The organism is Sinorhizobium arboris LMG 14919, from assembly GCF_000427465.1.
In the GTDB taxonomy this organism is placed as follows: domain Bacteria; phylum Pseudomonadota; class Alphaproteobacteria; order Rhizobiales; family Rhizobiaceae; genus Sinorhizobium; species Sinorhizobium arboris.
This window is the reverse complement of record NZ_ATYB01000014.1, coordinates 2,240,982-2,265,986: the sequence shown is the minus strand read 5'-3', so window position 1 is coordinate 2,265,986 and position 25,005 is coordinate 2,240,982. Positions and strand designations below refer to the sequence as shown.

25 protein-coding genes are annotated in these 25,005 nt (G+C 62.2%); 13 read left to right on the top strand and 12 right to left on the bottom strand.

Annotated features, from left to right (window positions below; all coding sequences use genetic code 11):
- Positions 1-31: 31 nt before the first annotated feature.
- The 4 genes from SINAR_RS0122285 to SINAR_RS0122270 form a co-directional block, all read right to left on the bottom strand.
- Positions 32-733 (bottom strand): response regulator, encoded by a 702-nt coding sequence (locus tag SINAR_RS0122285; RefSeq protein WP_028001127.1) that lies wholly within the window; start codon positions 731-733, stop codon positions 32-34.
- A gap of 199 nt (positions 734-932) precedes the next feature.
- Positions 933-1,409 (bottom strand): MarR family winged helix-turn-helix transcriptional regulator, encoded by a 477-nt coding sequence (locus SINAR_RS0122280; protein WP_028001126.1) that lies wholly within the window; start codon positions 1,407-1,409, stop codon positions 933-935.
- Positions 1,410-1,600: 191 nt separating this feature from the next.
- Positions 1,601-1,867 carry a hypothetical protein gene (locus SINAR_RS0122275; RefSeq protein ID WP_028001125.1) on the bottom strand — a complete coding sequence of 89 codons (267 nt, stop codon included), beginning with the start codon at positions 1,865-1,867 and terminating at the stop codon, positions 1,601-1,603.
- A gap of 332 nt (positions 1,868-2,199) precedes the next feature.
- Entirely contained in the window at positions 2,200-2,829 is a 630-nt protein-coding gene (locus tag SINAR_RS0122270; RefSeq protein ID WP_028001124.1) for a DUF1236 domain-containing protein, read from the bottom strand.
- Between the two features lie 218 nt (positions 2,830-3,047).
- On the opposite strand from SINAR_RS0122270, the gene SINAR_RS01000000133785 reads away from it, so the two are divergent.
- Both SINAR_RS01000000133785 and SINAR_RS0122260 read left to right on the top strand, forming a co-directional pair.
- Positions 3,048-3,203: a hypothetical protein gene (locus tag SINAR_RS01000000133785; RefSeq protein ID WP_084617770.1), complete on the top strand. Its 156-nt coding sequence runs from the start codon at positions 3,048-3,050 to the stop codon at positions 3,201-3,203.
- 109 nt (positions 3,204-3,312) lie between these two features.
- Positions 3,313-3,954: an MBL fold metallo-hydrolase gene (locus SINAR_RS0122260; RefSeq protein WP_028001123.1), complete on the top strand. Its 642-nt coding sequence runs from the start codon at positions 3,313-3,315 to the stop codon at positions 3,952-3,954.
- 73 nt (positions 3,955-4,027) lie between these two features.
- Here the strand turns inward: SINAR_RS0122260 and SINAR_RS0122255 are convergent, their stop codons facing one another.
- From SINAR_RS0122255 to SINAR_RS0122230, 6 genes are all read right to left on the bottom strand, one after another.
- Complete coding sequence (locus SINAR_RS0122255) at positions 4,028-4,429, bottom strand: BA14K family protein (protein ID WP_028001122.1); 402 nt, start codon at positions 4,427-4,429, stop codon at positions 4,028-4,030.
- Between the two features lie 145 nt (positions 4,430-4,574).
- Positions 4,575-4,790, bottom strand: a complete 216-nt coding sequence (locus SINAR_RS0122250) for a cold-shock protein (RefSeq protein ID WP_003532915.1) — start codon at positions 4,788-4,790, stop codon at positions 4,575-4,577.
- Positions 4,791-5,459: 669 nt separating this feature from the next.
- Positions 5,460-6,365 (bottom strand): DMT family transporter, encoded by a 906-nt coding sequence (locus SINAR_RS0122245; protein WP_028001121.1) that lies wholly within the window; start codon positions 6,363-6,365, stop codon positions 5,460-5,462.
- A 215-nt stretch (positions 6,366-6,580) separates the two neighbouring features.
- Complete coding sequence (locus SINAR_RS0122240) at positions 6,581-7,771, bottom strand: PQQ-dependent sugar dehydrogenase (protein ID WP_028001120.1); 1,191 nt, start codon at positions 7,769-7,771, stop codon at positions 6,581-6,583.
- 127 nt (positions 7,772-7,898) lie between these two features.
- Entirely contained in the window at positions 7,899-8,186 is a 288-nt protein-coding gene (locus SINAR_RS0122235) for a membrane protein (protein WP_028001119.1), read from the bottom strand.
- Positions 8,179-8,376, bottom strand: coding sequence for a hypothetical protein (locus tag SINAR_RS0122230; protein ID WP_028001118.1), 198 nt, complete (start codon positions 8,374-8,376; stop codon positions 8,179-8,181). Before SINAR_RS0122230 ends, SINAR_RS0122235 begins: the two co-directional genes overlap by 8 nt.
- Positions 8,377-8,785: 409 nt before the next feature.
- Here SINAR_RS0122230 and SINAR_RS0122225 point away from each other — a divergent pair, with 409 nt between their 5' ends.
- Positions 8,786-9,988, top strand: a complete 1,203-nt coding sequence (locus SINAR_RS0122225; protein WP_028001117.1) for a pyridoxal phosphate-dependent aminotransferase — start codon at positions 8,786-8,788, stop codon at positions 9,986-9,988.
- Between the two features lie 242 nt (positions 9,989-10,230).
- On the opposite strand, the gene SINAR_RS0122215 is transcribed toward SINAR_RS0122225, so the two are convergent.
- Positions 10,231-10,992: an SDR family oxidoreductase gene (locus SINAR_RS0122215; RefSeq protein WP_028001116.1), complete on the bottom strand. Its 762-nt coding sequence runs from the start codon at positions 10,990-10,992 to the stop codon at positions 10,231-10,233.
- A 112-nt stretch (positions 10,993-11,104) separates the two neighbouring features.
- Here SINAR_RS0122215 and SINAR_RS0122210 point away from each other — a divergent pair, with 112 nt between their 5' ends.
- The gene (locus tag SINAR_RS0122210; RefSeq protein ID WP_028001115.1) at positions 11,105-11,995 is read left to right on the top strand and encodes a LysR substrate-binding domain-containing protein; all 891 of its coding nucleotides are present in this window, start codon (positions 11,105-11,107) and stop codon (positions 11,993-11,995) included.
- Positions 11,996-12,072: 77 nt separating this feature from the next.
- On the opposite strand, the gene carA is transcribed toward SINAR_RS0122210, so the two are convergent.
- Complete coding sequence (gene carA, locus SINAR_RS0122205) at positions 12,073-13,278, bottom strand: glutamine-hydrolyzing carbamoyl-phosphate synthase small subunit (protein ID WP_028001114.1); 1,206 nt, start codon at positions 13,276-13,278, stop codon at positions 12,073-12,075.
- Positions 13,279-13,603: 325 nt separating this feature from the next.
- Between carA and SINAR_RS0122195 the strand changes: the two genes are divergently transcribed.
- From SINAR_RS0122195 to SINAR_RS0122155, 9 genes are all read left to right on the top strand, one after another.
- On the top strand, positions 13,604-14,053 hold the full coding sequence (locus tag SINAR_RS0122195; protein WP_028001113.1) for a GatB/YqeY domain-containing protein: 450 nt from the start codon (positions 13,604-13,606) through the stop codon (positions 14,051-14,053).
- A gap of 234 nt (positions 14,054-14,287) precedes the next feature.
- Positions 14,288-16,291 carry a DNA primase gene (gene dnaG, locus SINAR_RS0122190; protein ID WP_028001112.1) on the top strand — a complete coding sequence of 668 codons (2,004 nt, stop codon included), beginning with the start codon at positions 14,288-14,290 and terminating at the stop codon, positions 16,289-16,291.
- Positions 16,292-16,336: 45 nt separating this feature from the next.
- Positions 16,337-18,250: a DNA helicase RecQ gene (gene recQ, locus SINAR_RS0122185; RefSeq protein ID WP_028001111.1), complete on the top strand. Its 1,914-nt coding sequence runs from the start codon at positions 16,337-16,339 to the stop codon at positions 18,248-18,250.
- Positions 18,251-18,365: 115 nt separating this feature from the next.
- Positions 18,366-19,553 (top strand): glycine C-acetyltransferase, encoded by a 1,188-nt coding sequence (locus tag SINAR_RS0122180; protein WP_028001110.1) that lies wholly within the window; start codon positions 18,366-18,368, stop codon positions 19,551-19,553.
- A 47-nt stretch (positions 19,554-19,600) separates the two neighbouring features.
- Complete coding sequence (gene tdh / locus SINAR_RS0122175) at positions 19,601-20,635, top strand: L-threonine 3-dehydrogenase (protein ID WP_028001109.1); 1,035 nt, start codon at positions 19,601-19,603, stop codon at positions 20,633-20,635.
- Between the two features lie 463 nt (positions 20,636-21,098).
- Complete coding sequence (rpoD, locus tag SINAR_RS0122170) at positions 21,099-23,153, top strand: RNA polymerase sigma factor RpoD (protein ID WP_028001108.1); 2,055 nt, start codon at positions 21,099-21,101, stop codon at positions 23,151-23,153.
- Between the two features lie 263 nt (positions 23,154-23,416).
- A complete protein-coding gene (locus SINAR_RS0122165; protein WP_028001107.1) occupies positions 23,417-23,707 on the top strand; it encodes a GYD domain-containing protein in 291 nt (96 codons plus the stop codon).
- Positions 23,708-23,947: 240 nt separating this feature from the next.
- Complete coding sequence (locus tag SINAR_RS0122160) at positions 23,948-24,517, top strand: transglycosylase SLT domain-containing protein (RefSeq protein WP_028001106.1); 570 nt, start codon at positions 23,948-23,950, stop codon at positions 24,515-24,517.
- Between the two features lie 101 nt (positions 24,518-24,618).
- Positions 24,619-24,972 (top strand): DUF1428 domain-containing protein, encoded by a 354-nt coding sequence (locus SINAR_RS0122155; protein WP_028001105.1) that lies wholly within the window; start codon positions 24,619-24,621, stop codon positions 24,970-24,972.
- The last annotated feature ends 33 nt before the right edge of the window (positions 24,973-25,005 follow it).

The following is a 25,005-nucleotide window of genomic DNA, read 5'->3' as shown; positions in this document are numbered from 1 at the left end:
TCGATCCGGCCCCTTGATTCCCGGCCCATCGTCAATCAACACTCAGCCGGTAGCCGATGCCGCGAACGGTCTGCAGCCAGACCGGGTTGGAAGGGTCGTCTTCGATCTTGCGCCTCAACCGGTTTATCTGCACGTCGATCGTCCGCTCGCCGACTTCGGCGTCGTCGCCGATCAGTTCGTGGCGGGGAATGGTTTCGCCGGCGCGCTGCGAAAACAGAGTCATGATCTCCTGCTCACGGTCGGTGAGGCGGATATGGTCGGCCCCACGGCGCAGCTCCTTGCGGACCACCGAGAAAGTGTAGGGCCCGAAAATGACCTGGTCGACCTTGTGCGCCTGTGTCGGCTGGTTGCGGCGCAGGATGTTGTTGATGCGCAGCACGAGCTCGCGCGGCTCGAAAGGCTTCGGCAGGTAATCGTCGGCGCCCGCTTCCAGCCCTTCTATACGAGAGTTCGCTTCCGCCAGGGCCGTGAGCATGATGATCGGCACCGACTTGATCTGCCTGAGGCTTTGCGTCAGAGCGATGCCGCTTTCCCCCGGCATCATCACGTCGACGACCAGAAGATCGAAATCGATACCGATCAGCTTTCGTCGTGCCTCGTCGGCATCGGCTGCCGTCGTTACGCGAAACCCCTGCTCGACCAGATAGCGGTTGAGCAGGTCGCGGATGCGCCGGTCATCGTCGACGACCAGAAGATGTGCCGCATCGTCGGAGACTGTCGCCTTTGCTATCATCGTTCGGTACCCTCATTGCCGGTCACTGCCGGAAGGCTGCGCCCAAGATGCGGAAGACAAAGCGGCACATGCGCCGCGGTCTCCCGTCTATTCAAGGGGCTACCCGTTTTGCCACGAACGACAAGCCGGCGTCCAATCAGACCCGCACAGGTCGCGTAACATTTTGAATCGTTGTGTGACTCTCGGGCGTTCCCTTGGATCAGTCGCCTACGTCGTTCATCATATTGGCGAGGAACCGCTTCACGGTTTCCCGCGCGCCCGGTCCGGCCTTTGCCAAAGCATCCGCTATGCGGCGGGACTGTGGTTCGGCAAGAGCCCGTGCCAGGGCCTGGCCGTCCGGTGTCGTGTAAAGCATCCGCTGACGCCTGTCCTCGGGACCGGTGACCTGCCGGATATACCCGGAATCGATCAGTTGCTTGAGGACGCGGGCAAGACTCTGCTTGGTGATCTTCAGCGTGTCGAGAAGATCCGCCACGGTCATGCCAGGTTCGCGGTTGACGAAATGCACGACGCGGTGGTGCGCGCGGCCGAATCCGCTCTTCTCGAGAATGGCGTCCGGATCGCCGGTAAAGTCGCGATAGGCAAAGAACAGCAGCTCGATGATCTCGAAATCGATCGTGTCCGCATCTTCGCCAGCGCTGTTGCTTATGCTCGTGTTCCTGATCTGGCCGGCCACGCGTTCACATCCTTTCAATCGAATTGCTTTTCGCAAACATACCGCAATATATGTCAGTTTGGTTGACATATTTCCATCGAGTCGCAGGCATCCGGATCGAGATTGCGAACCGCTTTGGATGGCCCGTCCCCCCTTACGCAGAAAAGGCGGCCGCGGCCGCCTTTTACCTTGCCATGATGTTGCCTGAAGGGTCAGGCCTGTTTGCCGACGAACTGCCCGACGATGCCATTGAGCACGCCGCCGCCGATGAGGGCGCCGATCGCCTGCATGGCCAGACCGGTCGCGGCCGCCTCTCCGCCGAGCATTTGAATCAGGAACCCTCCGCCGAGACCGCCGATAGCACCGACGATCGTGCGGGCCACGACGCCAAATGCCTGTTGCTTCAGCATGGCGCTGGTTGCGTTGCCGCCGGCTGCCCCCGCAATCAACTGGGTAATGATAGGCACTAATGCTTCCATCGATCCCTCCGTCGTGCGACCCTCATCCAGAGTCGCGGCATACCGGACAATCCGGCACGGGAAGGTTGAGGCCGAAGCGAAAGATTGTCAATTTTGCCACCACCGGTGTGGTTCCCAGGTGCCGGCCGGGAAACCGCCGTGAGTGATAGTCGGTTGAGTTGTTTCGGGAATTTGTTTCTGGCGCTCGGGAGGCGCAAGGGTCTCTCGAGTACCGCCGCTCGCGCCGTTTTGCGGCCCGGCATGGGTCGAGCGGCTGATTCGCCTTGGCGCAGCGTGCTGCAAGGGACGCTGCGCCATTACCGGAGCATATTTCTCGCTCTGCCGCCCGACGGTCAGCGATAGACGTAGACCACCCTTCTCGTGCCAGGATCGACGAGGACGGGCTGACCGTTAATGGTCACATATTGGTACTCGTAATCGGGAATGGGCTGAACGGGCACCGTGTTCGGCAACGTGGCACCCACCACGGCCTCTCCATCCACATAAACAGTGTCGACGGGATTCTCGGTGATATAGGTGCGTACCGTAGGAGGCGGCGTCACGGCCTCAACCGGCTCGACCGGGCCGACCAGTTCGAGGGGTTCGGATGTCGCGACGACCGTCTCGCCCTCATAAGTCACGGTGGGGACCGAGAGTTCTGCGCGGCGTTCCTGTATAACCGCGGTTGTTCCGCCCATATCCGTCGCCAGGTAGCGGGCGTAAGCCCAGCCACGCAGGCCGTTGACGTCGATGCGGCACCAGTTGCTCCCCTCGATGCAGCCGTCGAGCACGGCGGCGCTGCCGCGTGTCGCGACGCCCACCGCAGGATATTGGGGCCCTGGGCCCGCCCGCACATTGAGGTCCGTGAGCGTCGTCGCGCTCATCTCGGCGTGGGCTGAGGGAATGGCGGCGAGTATCGCACCTGCTGCCAAAGCCGCTCTGAGGGGGGCCGCCTTGAACAGAGTCGGAGAGAAGGTCTTCATCATCTTGCTCCCTTTCATTGCAGGCCAGAACGCGCCGCGCCGCAGGGATGTTCCCCCTGTGACATCACGAAATGTGAGGATGAAACATAGTGTCGCGGCCAAGCGTTGCTTGGACTGGCGCAAGCCGACGGGCTCTTCGGCTATTCTCGTCCGCCGGCGAAATGCGTGGATTGGTCGATTTCTGCAGGACTGGCTGGCTCCAGGCCGGGAGTGACAAGATGCAAGGTGAGATATCGAACGATGGCGAGCTTGCCGCGAAGCGGCTGCGTCCGCTGGTGTTGGTCGTCGTGGCAGCGAAGCTCATGGTATCAGGGCTGCTTCTGGCGACGGTGCAATATTCGCCGCCGCCTTCGGAAATCGTGGCATTGCGCTGATTTGCGCTGTCATAGCGCTCGCATATCGCTATAGCTGGGAAAGCGGCCTGGTTCGGGAAAGACTTCTCATTCCCAGGCCACCTCACAAGCAAGAGCGAGGCATGGTCCGATGTTACAGGCAGGCATCATCCCGGTAACGCATTTCGAGCAGAACTGTACGGTCCTGTTCGACAGTGAGACCAAGGAGGGCGTGGTCGTCGATCCCGGTGGCGATGTCGACGTCATCCTCCAGACGATCCGCGAAAACGGCATCACGTTGAATGCAATCTGGCTCACACACGGTCATATCGATCATGCCGGCGGCGCCAAGGAATTGAAGGAAGCACTGGGGCTCGACATTGTCGGGCCACACAAGGACGATCTGCCGCTGCTCGAAAGACTGGAGGATCAGGCGGAGCGCTTCGGTCTCGCCATGAAGGTCCAGAACGTCGTGCCGGACCGATGGCTGGAAGACGGCGACACCGTCTCCTTCGGGGACCACGTCTTCGAAGTCTTGCATTGCCCCGGGCACGCGCCCGGTCATGTGGTCTATTTCAACCGGGCGCAGAATTTTGCCCATGTGGGCGACGTCCTTTTTCACGGCTCCATCGGCCGTACCGACCTGCCCGGCGGCAATCATCAGCAGCTTTTGGATTCGATCCGCGACAAGATACTGCCGCTCGGAGACAATGTGGGCTTCATCTGCGGCCATGGTCCGGGCGGGCAGATCGGCGAGGAGCGGCGCACCAACCCGTTTTTGCGCGGTCTTTAACGAGCGGTGCGAAAGGAAAAGGGCGCACAACTTCTTCAGTCATGCGCCCTTTTCGATTCAAACGCGGCGAGGTTCAGCCGGCGTTGCAGAAATGGCTGCGGCCGTCATAACCGACGAAGGTTCCGGTGTCCGGATTGAACGAGCGATAACGCTGCGAGCAATAGCGGTACCAGGCCGGTGTCCAGGGCTCGAGGCCGTACGTCTCGACCGCCACCGGGCGATAAGCCGGGCGGTAGACGGGGCGGGGCTCGTAATAGTCGGGCTCCGGATCGATATAGACCCGCTCGCCGTAATAGCGCGGCGGCGGCGGCGAGGCGATCGCGCTGCCGATGAGCGCGCCTGCGGCCAAGCCCACTGCGCCTGCTACCCACGCATCGTCGTGATTGCGGTGCCCTGCCTGGGCGGTGCCGAAGGTCGGGATAACGACGGCGGCTGCGGCGACCGAGAGGACGGCTGCTTTGATGAATTTGTTCATGGGCTTCAATCCTATGCATGCGACCGGACGGGTTCCGGATTTCATGATGAACAAAGTCTATATAAGCCAAACTGAACCGAGCCTGAACGAAAAAACCCGGCAAAATTGCCGGGCTCGAACTTAACTTTTTCAGCAGCGAACGGCGTTAGCCGACGATCTGCAGGTTGACCGCCTTCGGTCCCTTGCCGCGGCGATCCGGCTCCGTGTCGAAGGATACCTTCTGGTTTTCCGTGAGACCGCTCAGGCCAGAGGCCTGCACGGCTGAAATGTGCACGAAGATGTCCGCGCCACCGTTCTCAGGCTTGATAAATCCAAAGCCCTTGTCTGTGTTGAAGAATTTTACAGTGCCAGTCTCGGCCATGCGTCAGGTCCTTTTCTCTCCACCCGCTCTGCGGGCAGCATTGCAGTTTTGCCCAAATGGGCGTGGGGGCAGTTCTCGACAATTGAGGAAAGGGTCCTGGTTATCGCGACCAGCCGCAGGAAGGAAAAAACAGCCTCCCCCCGTTGGCCGCCCGGAGTGGGTTGCGTCTCCGGCCCGCTTTTATTCAAGATCTTCCCGTGTTCGCAGATTGCCCGAACACAGTAAGAGTGATGGGTTTATTTTGAATTGGCAAGCAAAACTTTTCTGACGAGGTATTGCGTCTTTCCATTGCTCAAAAAGAGGTCAGTTGGCCGTTTTGACTCGCTCGTTCAAAAAGCATTGCAAGCTGTTGAATTCAAAGCTTTTCGAGCAAAGGCGCAGGGCAGGGTGGACCATTTGCGCCAAATTCCGTCGCACATGGGCATGCCGCAACTTTGTGCAGCCTGGCTCCGGCCGCCAACCGCCTGATATCGCTTATCGTTCGAGCGTCGTACAGGCGGCAGACGGCAGCGGGACACATCCTTACAGAAAAACTGCAGGATATATCTCCTGGCCGAAGCGTTTTCGCTGATCCAAGCAAAATTGAGGGGTTTCGGAGAGTATTAGTAGTATTAAGTCCCCGAGGAGAAGCGCGGGGAAATTGCACGGAACGGCGCGCGGAAGCCGCCGTCAGGCAGCAGCTTGCGCTGCTTCGCGACGTTTCTTTGCCAGTTCCGGCACCAGCTCGACCGCAAGCATCGCCAGGAAGATGACGGCACAGCCGACATAGCCGACTGGAGGGATGATCTCCCCGAGCAGCAGCACGCCGAACAGGGCCGCGAACAGCGCTTCGCTCGACAGGAAGATGGCAGCCTGCGGCGCCGTCGTATAGCGTTGGCCAACGACCTGGCAGATGAAGGCGATACCGCTCGAGAAGATCCCGGCATAGAGGATCTGCGGGAGGGCGCCACGGATCGCGTCGGGGCTCAGTGGCTCGAACAGTCCGGCCAGCACGCAGCCTGCAACCGCGCAGACGGCGAACTGCGTCATCGACAGGAGCATCGGCCGACCCGTGGCGGGGGCGAATATGCCGACCAACATCAGTTGAACCGCCCAGAACAGGGCGCAGGCGATTGTCAGCAGATCGCCGCCGGTCAACGCGGTGAGCGTGCCGCCGCTCAGGAGAAAGATTCCGAAGGTTGCGAGCAGGGCGGCCGGCCAGATGACCCAGTGCGGCCGGCGACGCAGGAAGACGACCGTCAGTACGGGCACGAAAACCACATAGAGTCCGGTCAGGAAGCCGGAATTGGTGACGGTGGTGGTGAGCAGGCCGTATTGTTGCGTGACGGCTCCGCCGAAAAGCGCCAGTCCGATGAAGATGAAGTTGCGCACCGCGTTGCGCGGCAATGGGGTAGCGGCGGCCTGCCTCTTTTCAAGGAGCGCCAAGGGCAGTGCCACGAACGTCGCTATCGCAAAGCGCAGGCCGATGAACCAGAGCGGTCCGATTGCGTCCATGGCCGTCGATTGCGCCACGAAGCCCGCACCCCAGATTGCGCCGGCAAACAGCAGAAACAGATTGGCCTGGATGCGAGTCACGGATTGGCTCCCGGATCGTGGTCTTGGTTCGCGGGATGTGCATGGTACTGCGCACATCCCGCGACGTTCGAGAATCAGCGCAAAGCCATGCCGCTCCGGTGATTGCAGCGTCGGTCTACCAGTTGCATTTTTTCCGGGCAAGCCCGTCCCGTTTTCCCGATCGAGGTGTGAGTAGCGCCGGCGCACCCCGCTTGAGGAATCTTAGAGGAGCGGATTCACTGCGTGGCTGCTTTGGAGACCCTGAGCACGGCGCCATCCTCCTCGTCGGTGACCATGATCAGTGCTCCGTCCGCAGCGACGACGACGTCGCGGATGCGGCCGAACTCGCCGTCGAACAAGCGTTCCTCGGAGGTGACGGCGCCGGTCTCGTCGCGGTCCAGGCGGGCAAGCAACTGGTACTTCAGTGCCGCGATCATGAGATCGCCGTTCCACTCCGGAAACATGCTGCCGCGGTAGACGGCGATCGCGCCCGGCGCGATCGATGGTTCCCAGTAGAAAAGCGGCTGCTCCAGGCCTTCCTTCGCGGTGCCCTCGCCGATCTCCACGCCGGAATAATCCTTCCCGAAGGTAATCACCGGCCAGCCGTAGTTTCTGCCGGACTGCGGATTGTTCACTTCGTCGCCGCCGCGCGCGCCGTGCTCGACGGTCAAGAGCTTGCCGTCTTCGGGGTCGAAGGCGATGCCCTGAGGGTTTCGATGCCCGATGGACCAGATTTCCGCCAAGCCGCCGGTGCCGCCGCGATATGGATTGGAGGCAGGGATGCTGCCATCGGCATTGATGTGGAGGATCGAGCCGGCATGGTCGCGCGGGTCCTGGGCGCGTACGCCTTCGCCGCGATCGCCGATGCCGAAAAACAGACTGCCGTCGCTGTCGATGGCGATGCGCGAGCCGAAATGCTGGCCCTTCCGGGTGAACTTGTTCATCCGGAAGATCTCCTTGACATCCGCCAGGCTCCGCTCGTCCTGCGAGAGGACCGCCCGGACAAGGACGGTGCCGTAGCCGCCGTCGCCGCGAGCGGAGAGAGTGAGATAGAGTGTCCTGTTCCTCGCGAATTGCCGATCGAGGGCGACGTCCAGAAGGCCGCCCTGGCCGTGCGCGGCCGCCGCGGGCACTCCCTTGATCGCAGCCGACAGCTTGCCGTCGCGCAGGATGCGCAGCCGGCCCGGTCGTTCCGTGACGATCAGCGCCCCGTCGGGCATGGCTTCGACCGCCCAGGGGTGCTCCAGTCCCGAGGCAAGCGTCTCGACGAGAACGGTTCCTGTCTGCGTGGGAAATTCGCGCATCTCCTGCGCTGCGGCAGGGGATGAGGCGAAAACAAGAAGGAGCGCGACTGCAGCCGCCGCCGAGGATGCAACGACTGTTCCGGTGTTCGTCGAGCCGTCAGCTTTCCAGCGCGTCTGCCGCATTGCTTTCCTCGGTCCGTCCGCCTGCGCAGAATGCATCGTGCCGTCTCGGAGGTACGACCGCGCACGAACAACGGACAAACTGGGGCGGCAGGAACCGTTTTTCAAATCAAATCAGATCAATACGGCTTTATCGCTCCACCGAGCCCGTGATAAGCGGTCCCGGCGCTTCTCCGACCGCCTCAACGCGGTTCGGCCGGAGCTCGCCGCCCGTCGCGGGGCGGTGTCGCGCATCGAAGTTTCTCTGGAGCAGATATTGTGCGACCTCGTCTTTGGCCTTCACGTAGAAGCCTTTGCCGACGAGCATCAGGCCGGCCAGGGCGAAGAGGGCGACGATCGCCATGACGACCGTCTGTATCGCCGATAGCCGGGCGAAGAGGTCAGCGCTCGGCTGCACCTCGTTTTCGTTGTCAGACATGGCGCCCCGCCTCGTGCTGAATGTAGGCCGTCGTCGACTGTCGCCCGATGTCGACTTGCGTGGTCGCCTGCGTCATCAATCCGAGGATCATCACGATGCAGGCGGCAAGAGCGGCAAGCGCAATGTAGAAACCCCAGCGTGCCTCGTTGCGGCGCGTGCGTGAGGCGGCGACTTCATCATCGAGAAACATAGCATACCCCCAAGATGCCGATGCATCCGCATCGCGAAATGACGCTTGGAAATCGGCTCTTGCAGGACGGAATTGCGGCGCGCTGAGACAGTTGTTGTGGCGAAAAAAAGGCACGCCTGACCGGGCAGCGGAATGCGTGGGAAGAATGCCGAACCTGTGGCGGGAAGCGCACCGGCCTCTGTGCGCCGGCAGCCGCTCGCAGGCGCGAGCGTATCCGCTTTGATCGATGGCTTTGATCGCACTCATGAAACTTTGTCATGGTGACGCATTTTGCGCCGATTCACCGTCGTTTTTCGCCTGAAGCGCTTGCAAGACCGGGAGTCTTTCGACATAGACCTAACCGCTATGGAGCCTCGGTTTTCCGTTCCGTAGCGTCTCACGCCGTCTCGAAACGATCAGGAAACACACCATGGCCTTCCTTGCCGATGCCCTTTCCCGCGTAAAGCCTTCCGCCACCATCGCCGTTTCGCAGAAAGCCCGCGAGTTGAAAGCGAAAGGGCGCGATGTCATCGGCCTCGGCGCAGGGGAGCCGGACTTCGACACGCCTGACAACATCAAGAAGGCCGCGATCGACGCGATCAATCGCGGCGAGACGAAGTACACGCCGGTCTCCGGTATTCCGGAACTGCGCGAAGCCATTGCGAAGAAGTTCAAGCGCGAGAACAATCTCGACTACGCAGCGGCGCAGACGATCGTCGGCACCGGCGGAAAGCAGATTCTTTTCAATGCCTTCATGGCGACGCTCAACCCGGGCGATGAAGTCGTGATCCCCGCACCCTACTGGGTCTCCTATCCCGAAATGGTGGCGCTGTGCGGCGGCACGCCCGTCTTCGTCTCGACCAGGCAGGAGAACAATTTCAAGCTCAGGGCCGAGGATCTCGACCGTGCGATCACGCCGAAGACCAAGTGGTTCGTCTTCAACTCGCCGTCCAATCCCTCGGGTGCAGCCTACTCGCATGAGGAACTCAAGGCGCTGACGGATGTCCTCATGAAACATCCGCATGTCTGGGTGCTGACGGACGACATGTACGAGCACCTGACCTATGGCGACTTCAAATTTGCGACCCCGGTCGAAGTCGAGCCCGGCCTCTATGAGCGTACGCTGACGATGAACGGCGTTTCCAAGGCCTATGCTATGACCGGCTGGCGCATCGGCTACGCGGCCGGGCCGCTTCATCTCATCAAGGCGATGGACATGATCCAGGGCCAGCAGACTTCGGGCGCCGCCTCGATCGCGCAGTGGGCTGCCGTCGAGGCGCTGAACGGTCCGCAGGACTTCATCGGACGCAACAAGGAGATCTTCCAGGGCCGGCGCGACCTCGTCGTGTCGATGCTGAACCAGGCCAAGGGCATTTCCTGCCCGACGCCGGAGGGCGCCTTTTACGTCTATCCTTCCTGCGCCGGGCTGATCGGCAAGACCGCGCCTTCGGGCAAGGTCATCGAAACGGACGAGGATTTCGTCTCCGAGCTTCTGGAGACGGAAGGCGTGGCTGTGGTCCACGGCTCGGCCTTCGGCCTCGGCCCCAACTTCCGCATCTCCTACGCGACCTCCGAGGCGCTGCTGGAGGAGGCTTGCCGCCGCATCCAGCGCTTCTGCGCCGCCTGCAGATAATTCTCCTGCAGAGCGATGTGAAAAGCCCGCTTCAACGGCGGGCTTTTTCATGTTCAGAGCTTGATTCAGCGATCTGCCGATCCGATTCAGGCGGCAGCCCTATCCCATTGAAATGCGGTCATTTTCGCTTCCGGATCACCTCGATAACGGCCGAGATGTCGTCGCCGTGGCCGCCCCTGTCTATGCGGTCGCCGGCCAGAATGGAAATGCTGCTCATGATAGTTACCTTCCGAAGAATTTAATCAGGCGGCGGTCGAGAGCTTCTGGCCGAGACCGCCGTCCACGGCGAATTTCGCCCCGGTCGTGAAGGTCGCCTCGAAGGCGAGGAAGAGCACGGCGCGTGCCACTTCATCTGCGGTTCCGTTGCGTTTCATAGGCGTGATGTTGTCGCCGAGCGTCTTGAACTCGGCGCGCTCGGCTTCGGTGATGCCGGCGACGCCCTTGGTCGGCGTATCGATGAAGCCGGGGCTGACGCTGTTCACGCGGATACCGCGCGGCAGAAGTTCGGCGGCGAGCACGGATGCGAAGGAGACGAGTGCCGCCTTGCTCGCGCTGTAGACGCTCATGCCCGGATGACCGCCCTCGTCGGCGACGGAGGAGGTGAAGACGATAGATCCGCCTTCGCGGATCAGGGGCGTCAGCCGCTGCACGGTGAAGAAGGCGCCCTTGGTGTTGACGGCAAACTGGCGGTCATAGGAGGCCTCGCTCACCTGATCGAAGGGCTCCAGTTCCGAGACGCCGGCATTGATGTGCAGGAGATCGATCGCCCCGAGCGTCTGACCGGCGGCCGCACCGAGCACGGCGATTTCGTTGAGATCGGCGATGTCCGAGCGCAGCGCATGCACCCGGGTGCCGAACTCTTCCCTTATGCGGGCGAGATTGCTCTCGTTGCGGCCCGTGAGGAGCACCTCGGCGCCGCCCTCGACGAGGCGTCTGACGGTCGCCAGACCCATGCCGTGGGTCCCGCCGATGACGATTGCCTTCTTTCCCTGATAGTTACCCATGTCCGTTTCCTTTCGGTTCAACAATGATGATGAACAGATGCACTTGTGGACGAACTTGTGCTAGATGGCTCTTCGTGGACCTATCGTCCATGTTTGTGGATGATGGGAAGCCATGGCCAATCTCAACGACTTCACGTTCTTCGTTCACGTCGTGGACCACGGGGGTTTCGCGCCCGCTGCGCGAGCGCTGAACCTGCCGAAATCGACACTCAGCAAGCGGGTGGCCGAACTCGAAAAGGATCTCGGGGTCCGGTTGATCAACCGGACGTCGCGTCATTTCGCGGTGACCGAAACCGGCAAGGACTTCTATCGCCACGCGGCGGCGATGATGATCGAGGCGGAAGCGGCGGAGAATGTCGTCAAGGGCAGGCTTGCCGAGCCGAGCGGCACGGTGAGAATCACGGCTTCGGTACCGACCGCGCAGTTATCGCTGGCGCCGCTCTTGCCGCAGCTCGCACTTGCCTACCCGAAACTGCGCGTCACGCTGCATGCGACGGACCGCTTCGTCGACATCATTCAGGAAGGCTTCGATATTGCCGTGCGAGACCATTTCGCACCGCTGCCGGATTCCGGCCTCGTCCAGCGTCGGGTCGGATTCCAGGCCAAACTGCTCGTGGCTTCGCCGCTCTATTTGCACAGGAACGGCACTCCCGAACGTCCGGAGGATATCGAGCACCATGACGGGCTGCTCACGTCGCTGGCGTCCGAGGGATGGGAGATGGAGCGTGCCGATGGGGCGAGCGCATCGGTCTCGCCGAGGCCACGTTTCGTGGCGGACGAATCCCGCGTCCTGCGGGAAGCCGCTCTGGCGGGCCTCGGAATCACCACCTTGCCCGGCAAACTTTGCCAGCAGGAGATCGAAAGCGGCGCGCTGGTCCGCATTCTTCCGGAATGGACTGCCGGCAAGGTGACCACGACGTTGCTGATGCCGCATCGGCGCGGTCAACTGCCCTCGGTGCGGGCGACGGTCGATTTCATCGCCGGGCGGCTTGACGGCGGTTAGCCTTGACCGGATCAATTCGTCGAGGCTGTGAATAGCTGTGAATATGAAAAGGCCCGCACGCGGCGGGCCTATCAATTTCAGCGCTCTGCGAGTGCCGGTTCGCCTTTCTTCTCGCGAATAAGATTCAGGAAGCGGCGAAAGAGGTAATGGCTATCCTGCGGACCCGGCGAAGCTTCCGGGTGGTGCTGAACGGAGAAGACCGGCCTGCCGTCGACGCGCAGGCCGCAATTGGTTCCGTCGAACAGCGAAATATGAGTCTGTTCAACGCCTTGCGGAAGCGACTTCGCATCCACTGCGAAGCCGTGGTTCATCGACACGATCTCGACCTTGCCGGTGGTGTGGTCCTTGACCGGGTGGTTGGCGCCGTGGTGGCCCTGATGCATCTTCTCGGTCCTGGCTCCGAGCGCCAGTGCCAGCATCTGGTGGCCGAGGCAGATGCCGAAGACCGGAATATCCGTTTTGAGAAGCTCCTGAATGACAGGCACGGCATATTCGCCGGTCGCGGCCGGGTCGCCCGGACCGTTCGACAGGAAGATGCCATCCGGCTTGAGCGCAAGCACTTCTTCGGCGCTCGTCTGGGCCGGGACGACAGTGACACGGCAGTTCAGGCCGGCGAAGAGGCGCAGGATGTTGCGCTTGACGCCGTAATCGAGAGCCACGACGTGGTAAGCCGCGTCGGTTTCGCCCAGCGTCGAGTAGCTCTCGTTCCAGACCCAGGGTTTCTCGCTCCAGCGATAGGACTGGCCCGATGTGGCAACCTTGGCGAGGTCGAGGCCCTCGAGGCCGCTCCAGTCCTTTGCCTCGGCTTTCAGCGCCTCGACGTTGAAGACCCCCGCCGGGTCATGGGCGATGACGGCGTTCGGCATGCCGTTTTCGCGGATCCAGGCGGTCAGCGCCCGCGTATCGATGCCGCAAAGGCCGATGATGCCGCGCGCCTTCAGCCAGGCATCGAGGTGCTTTGCGGCGCGGTAGTTGGAGGGCTCGGTGATGTCGGCCTTGAAGATGACGCCGACGGCACCGTGGCGGGCGGCAGGCGTCAGATCCTCGATGTCCTCGTCATTGGCGCCGATATTGCCGATATGCGGGAAGGTGAACGTGACGATCTGGCCGAGATATGAGGGGTCGGTCAGGATTTCCTGGTACCCGGTCAACGCCGTGTTGAAACAGACCTCGGCCTGAACCTTCCCGGTCGCGCCGATGCCCTTGCCTTCGATCACCGTGCCGTCGGCCAGAACGAGCAGGGCAGTGGGTTTCTGGATTGTCCATGCGGGTGTCGCGGTCATCGTCTCTATCCCGTTGTGGCCGAGGACGAGGCTTGAAAGCCGGTCGGTTCAGGGCCATTTCAGATCGCATGCGGCATGGCGCGCGGAAACCCCGCGGGAGAAGGTTCATGCCGATGTACGTGCAGGTGCCGGAAAATAGCCAAAGGCTCTGGCAAGGTCAACCAGCCGCTGTGAATTGTCTGGAAATAAAATACCTTATTATTCAAGCGGTTGCCAAAGACGTTTGATTGTACCTGCCGCACTGGTTTAAGACGATGACAAAAGGACGCATCGAACCGGCCCCGCAGATTCAGCCCTGGGGTCGGTTTCGACATGGAGTTAAGACATGCGCGAGCATTTCGCCAATGCACTGAAAGAAGCCCTCAAGGCCAAGGATACCCGGCGCATCTCGACCGTCCGGCTCATCCAGGCCGCGATCAAGGACCGCGACATCGCCAATCGCGGCCACGGCAAGGACCCGGTCGGCGACGACGAGATCCTGCAGATCCTCGCGAAGATGATCAAGCAGCGCGAGGAATCCGCCCGCGTCTACGACGAGGGCGGCCGGCCGGAGCTTGCCGAGCAGGAACGGCAGGAAATCGCCATCATCAACCAGTTCCTGCCGGAGCAGCTTTCCGACGAAAAGGTCAAGGAAGTCTGCGCCAAGACCGTCGCGGAAATCGGCGCGCATGGACTGCGCGACATGGGCAAATGCATGAACGCCCTGAAAGAGCGCTACCCGGGCAAGATGGACTTCGGCAAGGCCTCCGGGGTGGTCAAGGACCTCCTGAAGTGAGCCGCAGCGCCCGCTTCGGCGGGCGCTCCTTCCTTGAGCCGCCGGCGGCAATCGACCCGCGCCGCGCCGGCCGACAAGCGTTACCTCTTCGGCTTGAGCGCGTGCCTGTGAATAGCGGGCAAGGCGCAGGCTGCCTGTGGCTTCCTTCGGCCATGCCGCTTATATGGAGGTTTGCATGCATGTCGTTGCCCGAAGCCGCTGCACGGATTCGGGCGCATGCAGTAGAGGTAGTCCATGCGCTTTTCACCGTCCTTCCTCGACGAGATACGCGACCGCGTTCCCATTTCGGACGTGATCGGCAAGCGCGTCACCTGGGACCGGCGCAAGACCAATGTTTCGCGCGGCGATTATTGGGCCTGCTGCCCGTTCCACGGCGAGAAGTCTCCGAGTTTCCACTGCGAGGACCGCAAGGGCCGTTATCACTGCTTCGGCTGCGGCGTGTCCGGCGATCATTTCCGCTTCCTGACCGAGCTTGAGGGCCTTAGCTTTCCGGAGGCCGTGCAGCAGATCGCCGACATGGCGGGCATCCCCATGCCGCAGCCCGACCCCCAGGCCGAGCAGCGCGAACGGGAGCGCACGAGCCTGCTCGACGTCATGGAACTCGCGACGCAGTTCTTTCAGGATCAGCTTCAGGCCGCGAACGGGGCAAAGGCGCGCGCCTATCTGCGCGAGCGCGGACTGACCGGCCGCACGATCGAGACGTTCCGTCTCGGTTTTGCACCTGACAGCCGCAATGCACTGAAGGAGTTTTTGGCAGGGAAGGGTATCGGCAAGGACCAGATCGAGGCCTGCGGCCTCGTCGTCTACGGTCAGGATGTTCCTGTCTCCTATGACCGCTTCCGCGACCGCATCATGTTCCCGATCCTTTCCTCACGCGAGAGGGTGATCGCCTTCGGCGGGCGCGCCATGTCGCCGGACGCGCCGGCCAAATATCTGAACTCCAACGAGACCGAGCTCTTCCACAAGGGCAATGTGCTGTTCAATTTCACGCGCGCGCGGCGAGCGGCGCAGGGTGCCGATGGCGCGGGAACGATCATCGCCGTCGAAGGCTATATGGACGTGATCGCGCTTCATCAGGCGGGAATCGAAAATGCCGTTGCGCCGCTTGGCACGGCGCTTACCGAAGTTCAGCTCGACCTTCTCTGGAAGATGACCGCTCAGCCGGTGCTCTGCTTCGACGGTGACGGCGCCGGAATCCGCGCCGCCCATCGGGCCGTCGATCTCGCCTTGCCCTATCTGAAACCCGGCCGGTCCGTACGGTTTGCCGTGCTGCCGGAGGGCAAGGACCCGGACGACGTGGTGCGCCATGATGGCCGCGAGCCCTTCGACAAGGTGCTCGCCAATGCCCGCTCGCTTGCCGACATGGTCTGGCTGCGCGAGGTGCAGGGCGGCGATTTCGACACGCCGGAAAAGCGCGCCGAACTCGAGGCGCGGCTGCGGCAGGTAACGTCGGTCATTGCCGACGAGAGCGTGCGCCGTCACTACGGACAGGACATGCGCGACCGCCTGAACGCATTCCTCCAGGGAAGCGCGCCGTTCAGAGGCGAACGGCGGCCGTTCGAGCGGGGCCCAAGGCAGGCGGGCAGGCAGGGCGGCAGGGGTTGGTCGCCGGCTCCCAACCCGGTCATGGGCGCGGCCGTGGAGGCCGGTACCGCCGGCAGTTCCAGACTCAATCAGATGCTGAAGGCCGGCAGCTCGCTTCGGCCGCCGGTGCTGCGCGAAAGCGTGCTTGCATTGACGATCGTCAATCATCCGCAATTGCTGTTCGACGAGTATGACGAGATTGCCACGATCGAGTTCGACCACCGTGACCTGCAGCGCTGCTGGGCCGCGGTTCTGAATGCCGCGGCGGCAAACGGGTTGCGGCTGACGCGGGAAACCCTCATGGAGCAACTCGAGGCGGAGGGGTTCTCCGCGCTGATCGGCGCCCTGGACCAGCAGGTACGCTATGCGCGGCTCTGGACGGCAACGGCGGCGGCGGCTCCGGAGGACGCACGCGAAGGTTATCTTCAGGCTCTGACGCTTCATCGGCGGACCAAGGCGCTGCTCTGGCAGAAGCGGGAGCTCGAGCGCGAGATCGCGGAAGCTACGGCGTCCGAAGACGCGGAGCAGGGTCAGCGGCTCGTGCGCGCCATGGAAGAGGTGCAGCTCGAGCTCCACCGGATGGACAAGCTCGAAGCGATCATCGAAGGCTTCGGCGTCCTGTCCGGCCGCGTCAAAGGACCGGCGGCGCGGTAGCCGGTTCTCTCACCACGGGCGGGTCGAGCAGAGATTCTGCCGCGTTTGCCTTCGGCCAGCCGCGACTCCATACTGCGCGCACTCGACGAAAGCGATTCCATGCCCAAAAGCCACAACACCGCCCGCCTGTTCGAAACGGAGGGCGTGCGCAATCCCCTCGAAGTGCTGAAGCGCATCTATGGCTATTCCAGCTTCCGCGGCCAGCAGCAGGCGGTCGTCGATCATGTGATTGCCGGCGGCGATGCCGTCGTTCTCTTTCCGACGGGGGCGGGAAAATCGCTCTGCTTCCAGATCCCGGCGCTGTGCCGCGGGGGAGTCGGCATCGTCGTTTCGCCGCTGATCGCCTTGATGCGCGACCAGGTGGAGGCGCTGAAGCAACTCGGCATCCGGGCGGCCGCACTCAACTCCTCCCTGACGCGGGAGGAGGCGATTGCGGTCCGCCGTGCCCTCGCGGCGGGCACTCTGGACCTCATCTATGTGACGCCGGAACGCGCCGTCACCGACGGCTTCGCCGACATGATCGCCGATGCCGATATTGCCCTGTTCGCGATCGACGAGGCCCATTGCGTATCGCAATGGGGCCATGATTTCCGCCCGGAATATCGCGGTCTCGGCTGCCTGGCCGAGCGCTTTCCCGGTGTGCCGCGCATCGCGCTCACCGCCACCGCGGATCCCCACACGCGTGACGATCTGATCGAGCGACTGGCACTCGGCGGGGCGCGCGTTTTCACCTCGAGCTTCGACCGCCCGAATATCGCCTATGAAATCGTGGAACGCGACCAGCCTCGCCAGCAATTGCTGCGCTTCCTTTCGCGTTTCAGGGATGCAAGCGGCATCGTCTATTGCCTCTCGCGCGCGAAAGTCGAAGACACGGCGGAATGGCTGAATGCGCAAGGCATCCGTGCGCTTCCCTATCATGCCGGCATGGATCGGACATTGCGCGATGCGCATCAGGATGCGTTCCTCAAGGAAGAGAACCTGTGCCTCGTCGCAACCGTCGCTTTCGGCATGGGGATCGACAAGCCGGATGTGCGCTATGTCGCTCATCTCGACCTGCCGGGCTCCGTCGAAGCCTATTACCAGGAGACGGGGAGGGCGGGCCGCGACGGGCTGCCTTCGGAAGTGTGGATGGCCTATGGCATGGCCGACGTCATCCAGCGCCGGCGGATGATCGACGAGGGGGGAGCGCCCGAGGAAATCAAACGCATCGAGCGGGCGAAGCTCAATTCGCTGCTTGCCATTTGCGAGACGGCAGGCTGCCGGCGCCAGGCCATCCTCGCGCATTTCGGCGAGGCTCATCCGGGCGGCTGCGGTAATTGCGACACCTGCCTGAAGCCGGTCGAGACCTGGGACGGCACGGAAGCGGCGATAAAGGCGCTTGCCGCCGTCTATCGGACTGGCGAGCGTTTCGGTACCGGCCGTCTGATCGACGTGCTTATGGGCAGCGTGAACGAGAAGACCGAACGCTTCGGCCATGTCGACATGCCGGTGTTCGGGGCCGGCAAGGACCTGCCGGCGCGCACCTGGCAGTCGATCTTCCGGCAACTGCTGGCCGCAGGACTGATCTCCGTGGATCACGGCGCCTTCGGAGCATTGAAGCTGGAGCCCGAGGCCCGGGGCGTCTTCCGGCGCGAGCGGCAGGTGCTCTTCCGCCGGGACCGTCCGGGTTCCGGCAAAGCCGCTCGCGGGCAGAAGGCGACGCGAGAGCGATCGGACCTCGCGGGCTCCGACCTCGAGCTGTTCGAGCGCCTCCGCTCGGAGCGTCTTACGATCGCCCGCGAGATGGACGTGCCGCCCTATGTCGTCTTCCCGGATACGACCTTGATCGCTCTAGCCAAGCGGCGCCCGCGCGATTTCGACGAGCTGCTTGACGTTCCCGGTATCGGCGAGAGCAAGCGGGCGAGATATGGCGAGGCGTTTCTGGCGGTAATCGAAGCGTTTCTTGACGAGGGTGGATGACGCGGGTTCCAAGGGGCGAGGCGCTGGATATGATGAACCGAGAAATTGCTGCAAGTGGCCTGCCATCGTGTTAGTCCTCTAGACGGTGATGTCCTTTGATCGCGAGCACCCAGCCATGACCACGGCCTTCCTCTCCCATCTCCGTTCGGAACTCGAAGGCCTTAAGCAGGCCGGGCTCTATAAGTCCGAACGCGTCATCACTTCCAAGCAGTCGGGCGAGATCGAAGTCGCTTCCGGCGAGCGTGTCCTGAATTTCTGCGCCAACAACTATCTCGGACTCGCCGATAGCGAGGAGCTTGCGCAAGCCGCGAAAAGCGCGCTCGACCGTTATGGCTACGGCATGGCGTCGGTGCGTTTCATCTGCGGCACGCAGGAGGAGCACAAAGAGCTTGAAGCGCGCATATCCTCCTTCCTCGGCATGGAGGACACGATCCTCTATTCCTCCTGCTTCGACGCCAATGGCGGCTTGTTCGAGACGCTGCTCGGCGAGGACGACGCGATCGTCTCGGATGCGCTGAACCATGCCTCGATCATCGATGGCGTGCGCCTCTCCAAGGCCAGGCGCTTCCGCTACGCCAACAACGACATGGCGGCGCTGGAAGAAGAACTGAAGAAGGCGGAAGGCAGCCGGTTCAAGATGATCGCCACCGACGGCGTCTTCTCGATGGACGGCATCATTGCAAATCTTGAAGGCGTCTGCGATCTCGCCGAGAAATACGGCGCGATGGTCATGGTGGACGACAGCCATGCGGTCGGCTTCGTCGGCAAGAGCGGGCGCGGCTCTGCCGAGCATTGCGGCGTAGAAGGCCGGGTCGATATCATCACCGGCACGCTCGGCAAGGCGCTTGGCGGCGCTTCGGGCGGGTATACGTCGGCGAAGGCAGAGGTCGTCGAGTGGCTGCGCCAGCGCTCGCGGCCCTATCTCTTTTCCAATACGCTCGCACCCGTTATCGCCGCCGCCTCTCTCAAGGTTTTCGAGCTGATCGAAAACGGGGACGCATTGCGCAGACGGCTTTATGCAAACGCGGCGCTTTTCCGAAGCGAGATGTCCAGGCTCGGCTTTACGCTTGCCGGCGAAGGCCATCCGATTATTCCGGTCATGCTCGGAGACGCTGCGCTCGCACAGGAAATGGCCGCGCGCATGCTGGAGAAGGGCGTCTACGTCATTGGCTTCTCCTTCCCGGTGGTGCCGAAAGGGCAGGCGCGCATCCGCACGCAGATGTCGGCCGCGCACAGCGAAACCGATGTCCGCCGCGCCATCGCGGTCTTCGAAGAGGTGGGCCGCGAGCTGGGCGTGATTTGAGCGAGGTTGCGCCTCAGCGTGAGGGGCAAGGGGCAGGGAGCTTCGAGATGACCAACATGATGAAGGCACTCGTCAAGACGAAGCCGGAAGCCGGGCTATGGATGGAGCGGGTGCCGGTGCCGGACGTCGGACCGAACGACGTGCTGATCCGCGTCAGGAAATCGGCGATCTGCGGCACCGACGTCCACATCTGGAACTGGGATCAGTGGGCGAAGAAGACCATTCCGGTGCCGATGGTGGTCGGGCATGAATTCATGGGCGAGGTCGTCGAGATCGGGCCGGCCGTCACCAAGCACCATGTCGGCGAACGGGTTTCCGGCGAAGGGCACATCGTCTGCGGCAAGTGCCGCAACTGCCGCGCCGGCAGGGGACATCTGTGCCGCAACACGCTCGGCGTCGGCGTCAACCGTCCGGGCTCCTTCGCCGAATTCGTCTGCCTGCCTGAATATAATGTCGTGTCGATTCCCGACGACGTGCCGGACGAAATCGCTGCCATCTTCGATCCCTTCGGCAACGCCGTGCACACGGCGCTCTCCTTCGACCTCGTGGGCGAAGACGTGCTGGTCACCGGCGCGGGGCCGATCGGCATCATGGGTGCGATGGTGGCCAAGCGTTGCGGCGCCCGTAAGGTCGTGATCACCGATATCAACCCCGTCCGTCTCGATCTCGCGCGCAAGCTCGGCATCGACCACGTCGTCGACGCATCGAAGGAAAACCTCGCCGACGTGATGCGGATCATCGGCATGACCGAGGGCTTCGACGTCGGGCTGGAGATGTCGGGTGCCGCGCCCGCCTTCCGAGACATGATCGACAAGATGAACAATGGCGGCAAGATCGCAATCCTCGGAATTGCGCCGGCGGGCTTCGAGATCGACTGGAACAAGGTCATCTTCAAGATGCTCAATCTGAAGGGCATTTATGGTCGCGAGATGTTCGAGACCTGGTACAAGATGATCGCCTTCGTCCAGGGCGGGCTCGACCTGTCGCCGATCATCACTCACCGGATCGGCATCGATGATTTTCGCGACGGTTTCGAGGCGATGCGCTCAGGCAATTCCGGTAAGGTCGTGATGGACTGGTAGGCGCAGCCGCAGAGGTACGGCGCGGAACTGGCCGCCGTCGCGACCGCTTCGAGGCTCATAATTCTGGAAAACCGGTGCGGCCCTTGTCTTTCTTTGGGGCGCTCCTACATGTTGAGCGAAAGCTGATGAACAGCCGCAAAGTCCCGTCCATTAGCGTTTTTTGCCGAATCACGCGGTTTTTCACCGGAAACGCTTGACGGGATCAAAAATTCTGGGAATCACCATTTCAAGCAGAAATGGCGACATGGTACGGCGGATAGGAAATCATGCCAGGGACGTTTCAGTGGCAGGACTGTAGAGGCTTGCCCGTTCACCGCGATCGCTGTCGTGGTTAATCAGGAATTAAATATCATCCCGTTACGTCAGGGGAAATAATCGGTGGCGGGTGCGCGGCGTGCCCGAACCTCCGAGTGGCATTGATTACCGGGCGCCGGCCGGTTGCGACAAGGAAAGCGACGAATAAATGGCAACAAAAGTCAAAGAAAACGAAGAAGCCGACGTTGAGCGTGAAGGTGCACCGGACGGTCCGCTTCTCGATCTTTCCGACGACGCTGTCAAGAAGATGATCAAGGCCGCCAAGAAGCGCGGCTATGTGACGATGGACGAGCTGAACTCCGTTCTGCCTTCCGAGGAAGTGACTTCCGAGCAGATCGAAGACACGATGTCCATGCTTTCCGACATGGGCATCAACGTCATCGAGGACGAGGAAGCCGAGGAGGCCGCCGGCGGCGACGACGATGACGGCGGCGACGAAGGCGAAAGCGAGGGCGGCGAACTGGCGCCTGCCGGCGGTACCGCGCTTGCGACCAGCAAGAAGAAAGAGCCGACGGACCGTACCGACGATCCGGTGCGTATGTATCTGCGCGAAATGGGCTCCGTGGAGCTTCTTTCGCGCGAAGGCGAAATCGCCATCGCCAAGCGCATCGAGGCCGGCCGCGAAACGATGATTGCCGGGCTCTGTGAGAGTCCGCTTACCTTCCAGGCGTTGATCATCTGGCGCGACGAATTGAACGAGGGTCAGACGCTGCTGCGCGAGATCATCGATCTCGAAACGACCTATTCCGGCCCCGAGGCCAAGGCTGCACCGCAGTTCCAGAGCCCGGAAAAGATCGAAGCCGACCGCAAGGCGGCCGAGGAGAAGGAAAAGGTCCGCAAAACCCGCGCTGCGGCGAACGACGACGACATCACCAATGTCGGCGGCGAAGGTCAGGCGCCCGAGGAGGAAGAGGAGGACGACGACGAGTCGAACCTCTCGCTCGCCGCGATGGAAGCGGAACTGCGTCCTCAGGTGATGGAAACACTCGACGTCATCGCCGAAACCTACAAGAAGCTCCGCAAGCTGCAGGACCAGCAGGTGGAGGCGCGCCTTGCCGCGACCGGAACTCTGTCGCCGGCGCAGGAGCGCCGCTACAAGGAGCTGAAGGACGAGCTGATCAAGGCCGTGAAATCGCTGTCGCTCAACCAGAACCGCATCGACGCTCTGGTCGAGCAGCTCTACGACATCTCCAAGCGTCTGACGCAGAACGAGGGCCGGCTGCTGCGCCTGGCCGAATCCTACGGCGTCAAGCGCGAGGCGTTCCTGGAGCAGTATTCCGGCGCCGAGCTCGATCCGAACTGGATGAAGTCGATCAGCAATCTCGCCGGCAAGGGCTGGAAGGAGTTTGCCAGGGCCGAGAACCAGACGATCCGCGACATCCGCCAGGAGATCCAGAATCTTGCGACGGAGACCGGCATTTCCATTGCCGAGTTCCGCCGCATCGTGTCGATGGTGCAGAAGGGCGAGCGTGAAGCGCGTATCGCCAAGAAGGAGATGGTCGAGGCCAACCTCCGCCTGGTGATCTCGATCGCCAAGAAGTACACGAACCGCGGTCTGCAGTTCCTGGATCTGATCCAGGAAGGCAACATCGGTCTGATGAAGGCGGTAGACAAGTTCGAGTATCGCCGCGGCTACAAGTTCTCGACCTATGCCACATGGTGGATCCGGCAGGCGATCACCCGTTCGATCGCCGACCAGGCCCGCACGATCCGCATTCCGGTGCACATGATCGAGACGATCAACAAGATCGTCCGGACTTCGCGCCAGATGCTGCACGAAATCGGCCGCGAGCCGACGCCCGAGGAGCTGGCGGAAAAACTCGCCATGCCGCTCGAAAAGGTGCGCAAGGTCCTGAAGATCGCAAAGGAGCCGATCTCGCTCGAAACGCCGGTCGGCGACGAGGAAGATTCGCATCTCGGCGACTTCATCGAGGACAAGAATGCGCTGCTGCCGATCGATGCGGCCATTCAGGCGAATCTGCGCGAGACGACGACGCGCGTGCTCGCCTCCTTGACGCCGCGCGAGGAGCGGGTGCTGCGCATGCGTTTCGGCATCGGCATGAACACCGACCACACGCTGGAAGAAGTCGGCCAGCAGTTCTCGGTCACCCGCGAACGCATCCGGCAGATCGAAGCGAAGGCGCTGCGCAAGCTCAAGCATCCGAGCCGTTCGCGCAAGCTGCGCTCGTTCCTGGACAGCTGATCCCCAGGATCTTCATCCGATGGAGAGGAGAAGCCGGGCCAAGTGCCCGGCTTCTTCGTATCGTCGCTACGGCGGAAAACCGTTAGACGCTTTTCCCGGAAATGCCTTATACTTTGCGGCTGCGGCAGAGAGGCGCGTTCCCCATCGCCGGGAATGGCGCTCCGCGCCGGCACATGAACGCGCGAATGCGCTCCGGCCTTTTCAATGACAGAGCATCTTGGGCGCCCTCGACCGAGGGCGGGATGCTTTGCGGGAGGTGTGAGATGACCACTTACGTCGTGCTTATCAATTGGACGGAGCAGGGGATCAGGAACGTGCGCGAGTCGCCCAAGCGGCTCGATGCGGCCAAGAAGCTGCTCGAGGACATGGGCGGCTCCTTCAAGGACGTCTACCTGACGATGGGCGAACACGACATGGTCGCGATCTGCGAAGCGCCCGACGATGCGATCGCGGCGCGCTTTGCCCTCACGCTCGGCATGAACGGCAACGTGCGCACGCGTACGCTGAAGGCCTTTCCGGAGGCGGCCTATCGTGAACTGATAGGCACGCTCTGATAGAGCGCTTCCGGATCGCCCGTCATCCGCAGCCTGCGCCTTCTCCCCGCAAGCGGGGGCGAAGGGCCTCGCGGCGATTCGGTCAGGGCGCGTCCCCTCTCCCCGCCCGCGGGGAGGGGTTGGTCCTCGGGTTAACCCCGGCCAAGCCCGAGGAGAAGGGCAGACCGCCATCGCCATCGCATAAAAACCGATCCTTAAGATTTACGTCTTATCAACCTCTCGCAAACGAGAGGTTCCGCGATGCGTTGCGTTTTGGTCGTCGTCCTCCTGTTGTTGGCCGGCTGCGGAACGGTGCCGAGAGAGACCCGGAACGCCTGTGCGGTTTTCGAGCAGCGAGATGGTCTTTTCAACAACTGGCGCCGGGCTGCCTACGCGGCAGAGCGCGAATATGGCGTACCCGTGCCGGTGCTGATGGCGACGATCTACGCGGAGTCGGGCTTCCGCCATAATGCCAGGCCGCCGCGGACGAAGCTCTTCGGCTTCATCCCGTGGACGAGGGGCTCTTCGGCCTACGGCTACTCGCAGGCGCTCGACGGCACCTGGGCGCGCTATCAGTCCGAGACTGGCCGTTGGACGGCGCGCCGGTCTGATTTCGGCGACGCGATCCGCTTCATCGCCTGGTATCACAACCAAAGTCACCAGCGGAACGGCATCGCCCTCAACGACACGTACAGGCTCTATATCGCTTACTACCACGGCCAAAGCGGCTACGCCCGAGGCAACTGGAGCGACACGGCCAAAGCCGGCGCCAAAAGAGCATCCGGCATGGCCGCCATCTATGCGCGCCAGCTGCGCGGCTGCGGCTCTTGACGCAAGCGGATGACGGCAGCCATCAAAATGTCGTCCCCCTGTCGGAACCTGTGCTCTTCGATCGTCCTTGTGTTGTCTTTCAAAAAATGGAGGAGACCAAAATGGCATATGTGGACGGTTTTATCGTTGCAGTACCGACGGCCAACATAGAGGCTTATAAGAAGCTGGCGAGCGAGGCAGGCGCGGTGTGGAAGGAGCATGGCGCGCTCAATTACGTTGAATGCCTGGGAGACGACGTGCCCCGCGGCGAGCTGACTTCCTTCCCGCGTGCGGTTCAGGCGAAGGACGACGAGACGGTCGTCTTCTCGTGGGTCGTCTACCGGTCGCGCCAGGAACGCGATGCGATCGTCGCCAAGGTGATGGCGGATCCGAGACTCCAGGGCGACGAATGGAAGTCCGTCTTCGATGGAAAACGCATGATCTATGGCGGGTTCGAAGCTTTTCTCGAATTGTAGGATCGGCATTGCGGCCTGCCTTCGGGTCTTCCC

Excerpts from the sequence above, each read along its gene's own strand:
- SINAR_RS0122285 (WP_028001127.1), bottom strand. The coding sequence starts at position 733 with ATGATAGCAAAGGCGACAGTCTCCGACGATGCGGCACATCTTCTGGTC.
- SINAR_RS0122275 (WP_028001125.1), bottom strand. The coding sequence starts at position 1,867 with ATGGAAGCATTAGTGCCTATCATTACCCAGTTGATTGCGGGGGCAGCC.
- SINAR_RS0122270 (WP_028001124.1), bottom strand. The coding sequence starts at position 2,829 with ATGAAGACCTTCTCTCCGACTCTGTTCAAGGCGGCCCCCCTCAGAGCG.
- SINAR_RS01000000133785 (WP_084617770.1), top strand. The coding sequence starts at position 3,048 with ATGCAAGGTGAGATATCGAACGATGGCGAGCTTGCCGCGAAGCGGCTG.
- SINAR_RS0122260 (WP_028001123.1), top strand. The coding sequence starts at position 3,313 with ATGTTACAGGCAGGCATCATCCCGGTAACGCATTTCGAGCAGAACTGT.
- SINAR_RS0122255 (WP_028001122.1), bottom strand. The coding sequence starts at position 4,429 with ATGAACAAATTCATCAAAGCAGCCGTCCTCTCGGTCGCCGCAGCCGCC.
- SINAR_RS0122250 (WP_003532915.1), bottom strand. The coding sequence starts at position 4,790 with ATGGCCGAGACTGGCACTGTAAAATTCTTCAACACAGACAAGGGCTTT.
- SINAR_RS0122240 (WP_028001120.1), bottom strand. The coding sequence starts at position 7,771 with ATGCGGCAGACGCGCTGGAAAGCTGACGGCTCGACGAACACCGGAACA.
- SINAR_RS0122235 (WP_028001119.1), bottom strand. The coding sequence starts at position 8,186 with ATGTCTGACAACGAAAACGAGGTGCAGCCGAGCGCTGACCTCTTCGCC.
- SINAR_RS0122230 (WP_028001118.1), bottom strand. The coding sequence starts at position 8,376 with ATGTTTCTCGATGATGAAGTCGCCGCCTCACGCACGCGCCGCAACGAG.
- SINAR_RS0122225 (WP_028001117.1), top strand. The coding sequence starts at position 8,786 with ATGGCCTTCCTTGCCGATGCCCTTTCCCGCGTAAAGCCTTCCGCCACC.
- SINAR_RS0122215 (WP_028001116.1), bottom strand. The coding sequence starts at position 10,992 with ATGGGTAACTATCAGGGAAAGAAGGCAATCGTCATCGGCGGGACCCAC.
- SINAR_RS0122210 (WP_028001115.1), top strand. The coding sequence starts at position 11,105 with ATGGCCAATCTCAACGACTTCACGTTCTTCGTTCACGTCGTGGACCAC.
- carA (WP_028001114.1), bottom strand. The coding sequence starts at position 13,278 with ATGACCGCGACACCCGCATGGACAATCCAGAAACCCACTGCCCTGCTC.
- SINAR_RS0122195 (WP_028001113.1), top strand. The coding sequence starts at position 13,604 with ATGCGCGAGCATTTCGCCAATGCACTGAAAGAAGCCCTCAAGGCCAAG.
- dnaG (WP_028001112.1), top strand. The coding sequence starts at position 14,288 with ATGCGCTTTTCACCGTCCTTCCTCGACGAGATACGCGACCGCGTTCCC.
- SINAR_RS0122180 (WP_028001110.1), top strand. The coding sequence starts at position 18,366 with ATGACCACGGCCTTCCTCTCCCATCTCCGTTCGGAACTCGAAGGCCTT.
- tdh (WP_028001109.1), top strand. The coding sequence starts at position 19,601 with ATGACCAACATGATGAAGGCACTCGTCAAGACGAAGCCGGAAGCCGGG.
- rpoD (WP_028001108.1), top strand. The coding sequence starts at position 21,099 with ATGGCAACAAAAGTCAAAGAAAACGAAGAAGCCGACGTTGAGCGTGAA.
- SINAR_RS0122165 (WP_028001107.1), top strand. The coding sequence starts at position 23,417 with ATGACCACTTACGTCGTGCTTATCAATTGGACGGAGCAGGGGATCAGG.
- SINAR_RS0122160 (WP_028001106.1), top strand. The coding sequence starts at position 23,948 with ATGCGTTGCGTTTTGGTCGTCGTCCTCCTGTTGTTGGCCGGCTGCGGA.
- SINAR_RS0122155 (WP_028001105.1), top strand. The coding sequence starts at position 24,619 with ATGGCATATGTGGACGGTTTTATCGTTGCAGTACCGACGGCCAACATA.